Source organism: Schlesneria sp. (genome assembly GCF_036405755.1).
GTDB classification, from domain to species: domain Bacteria; phylum Planctomycetota; class Planctomycetia; order Planctomycetales; family Planctomycetaceae; genus Schlesneria; species Schlesneria sphaerica.
In genome coordinates this window covers 1-2825 of the sequence record NZ_DASWWZ010000263.1, presented here as the reverse complement: position 1 = coordinate 2825, position 2825 = coordinate 1, and the positions used below count along the sequence as shown (strand labels likewise).

The window sequence follows — 2825 nt, the reverse complement described above, 5'->3', positions numbered from 1 at the left end:
GCAGTGCCTGGTACGGGACCATGATCTCGTAGTCTTCGACGTAGTCGCCTGCCAGAATCAGTAATCGTGGATTCGCCATCATGAAGTCCTTTCAGTGGTGTCTTTGAGCGGCGGCGACAACGTGTTACCGCTGCCGCTTGTTCTGTGATCGTAACGCAAGGAACTGTCCCAGGGCTCGCTGGTAGGGTTCGGATGTCGTCAGTGGGACGAATTCGATCCCTGCCGCTCCACAGTGGGCCACCAGTCCCTGCCGAAATGCCTGAAACCGTGACAGATAGAGTGAACGCAGGCGATAGGGGTCGACGAGCATGTGATGCCCGGCCCGCTCCAGATTGCGAAACTCTGTTGGCTGCTTGTAGGGAAACGTCTCTTCTTCGGGAGCGGTAATCTGAAACAGGACGACGTCATGCTGTGCCATCCGCAGTCGCTTCAGTGCGACTGCCAGGGGTTCCAGTTCATCGAACGCATCCGTGAGCAGAAACAGCAGCGAACGGCGTTTCAGCGTCGGCTGGATTTGCGCGATGGATTCACTCAGGCTCCCTTCCCCGCCGGGGCGCCTGGATCGCAGCAGGTGGACGATCTGACCGAACGTGTCACGATTGGCAGAAGGTTCCCAGCGGTCAACAGTCTGATTGTCAAAAGCGACCAGTCCGCAGGCATCGCGCTGACTCAGCAGCAGATAGGCCAGCGCGGCAGCCAGTTGCCGTGCGTACTGGTACTTACTGAGGGTTTTCCCACTGAACGCCATGCTGCCAGAGCAATCGAGCAGCAGATAGGCTCGAAGGTTGGTCTCTTCCTCGTACTCTTTGACGTAGTAGTGTCCGGTCTTCCCGTACGCTCGCCAGTCGATATGTCGGATCTCATCCCCGGGATAGTACTGCCGGTGCTCGACGAACTCGACACTGGATCCCTTGAACGGACTTTTGTGCTGTCCGATCATGTAGCCTTCGACAATCAGCCGGGCAACGACGTCCAACCCTCCGAAACGGGCAAGAGCGGTTGGATCATCGTCAGGATCAGTTTTGCCAGACGCAGACATCGGTCCTCGGCATTTCTTCCCGTCTCACCGCGACCGTATTCAAGAACGCTCAGAGAAACTGCACTCGCCGCTCTGGCTGGACGCGCCACAGTTCCAGGATCGCGTCGACAAAAGAGAGACGTGCTTTTCGTGGCTCCGATGCGTCGGCGGCCTTCTTCTCTTCGGTCTTCTTTTCTTCGGGAGCACGTTCCACCGGCTGTTCAACGACTGGCTTTCCTTCCGCCAGCAGTTTGCGTACGGCTTCGATTGCCGAGTTGAGCTGCCGATCGACGAATTCGGATTTCGAGACGGTTCCATCAGGCCGAATCACTTCGCGATCACGGCGTGACGTATCGAGGTCTCGCATTTCCTCGAACGTCATTTTGATTTCATAACCGGGATCGGGAACCACGCCCCATTCATCTTTTTCCGTGGCCTTGGGGAAACGGTGGATGTTCTTGCCGCTGGGGCGGTGGTAGCTGGCGGTGGTCAGCTTGAGAGCGCTCTTGCCCCCTTCGAGTTCCACAACGTTCTGGACGCTTCCTTTACCCCAGGTTCGCTCACCCACGATGACCGCCCGTTTGTAGTCCTGCAGACAGGCACTTACAATTTCACTGGCCGATGCACTGTAGCGGTTGACCAGGACGGCCATCGGGAAGCCGCTGAACGTGCCTGCTTTCTTTGCCTGAACGAACTGTTCTTCGGTATTGCGGCCCTTCGTGCTGACGATGACACCGTTGGAGATAAAAAAGTCGGCAATGGCGGTCGCAGCGGTCAGTAGACCACCGGGATTGAAACGCATATCCAGGATCAGTGCTTTCATCCCCTCTTTCTGCAGCTTCAGCAGGGCATCGTGCAGTTCTTCAGCACTGTTGCGGCCGAAACTGGTCAAGCGGATGTAGCCGATCTTTTCCTGGTCGTTCAGCATGAACGACCATTCCCCATTTCCCTCATAGTGGTCGCCGAGGACCGTGGGGGTCTTGATCGTCGCCCGTGTAATGACGACAGTCTCGGGGTTCTCTGACCCTTCGTGCTGCAATTTGATTTTGACAGGCGCGCCGGGCTTACCTCGCATCAGGGCAATGGCCGAATCCATTTCCCGACCTTCCTGGAATTCCGAAGTCAGTTTGTCATCGATTTCCAGAATTCGGTCACCTGCCAGGACTCCTGCTTTATAGGCGGGGGTTCCGGGGAGTGGTGTCATGACCATCAGTTGACGGGTTCGGGGATCAATCGTGACCTGGATGCCAATCCCGCCGAATTCCTGATCGACATGCTCATTGAAACTTCGCAGTTCCTGCGTGTCGATATACGACGAATAGGGGTCGAGCTTAAGCAACATGCCTCGCATGGCTGCTTCGACCAGTTCCCGGCGATCGACCTGAGTGACGTAATTGCGGTCGATCTGTTCGAAGGAATCGACGAAGACTTTCATCAATTCGTAGTACTCATCTTCGCTCGCGGCGCGAGCCGAACTGGTGAGGAGACCGTTGCTGACGACAAACAGAAGAACCACCAACCAAAATCGCCGCCACTGCATCATCTGGTTTCCTTCGCTCAAGTCGATCTGAAGTTCCCTCGATACGCTCAGTCCGTAGCACGGAATCCAGCGCATTCAGTAAAGCAAAGAATACGTGGTTCCCGGCCGACCGACAAGACTTGAGCGGGATTCACAAATGGTTTCAGGATCTCCGGTTCAGTGAATCCGGAGCGAGAAGGTTGCCTGCCAACGTCTCAGTCTCAGAAAATCGCCATTCGACTCGCTTTGATGGGTTGCTGCCAGAAGGTCCCATCGTCATCACTGTCC

Annotated in this window: 2 protein-coding genes and 1 pseudogene; all 3 read right to left on the bottom strand. The window is 56.1% G+C overall.

Going from position 1 to position 2825, the window contains the following annotated elements; all coding sequences use genetic code 11:
• A pseudogene (locus tag VGE80_RS09165) lies at positions 1–79 on the bottom strand (protease); the annotation flags it as partial.
• Between the two features lie 45 nt (positions 80–124).
• Complete coding sequence (locus VGE80_RS09160) at positions 125–1039, bottom strand: DUF58 domain-containing protein (RefSeq protein WP_397569412.1); 915 nt, start codon at positions 1037–1039, stop codon at positions 125–127.
• Positions 1040–1088: 49 nt separating this feature from the next.
• Positions 1089–2561: a S41 family peptidase gene (locus tag VGE80_RS09155; RefSeq protein ID WP_397569413.1), complete on the bottom strand. Its 1473-nt coding sequence runs from the start codon at positions 2559–2561 to the stop codon at positions 1089–1091.
• Positions 2562–2825: the final 264 nt, after the last annotated feature.

Excerpts from the sequence above, each read along its gene's own strand:
- VGE80_RS09160 (WP_397569412.1), bottom strand. The coding sequence starts at position 1,039 with ATGTCTGCGTCTGGCAAAACTGATCCTGACGATGATCCAACCGCTCTT.
- VGE80_RS09155 (WP_397569413.1), bottom strand. The coding sequence starts at position 2,561 with ATGATGCAGTGGCGGCGATTTTGGTTGGTGGTTCTTCTGTTTGTCGTC.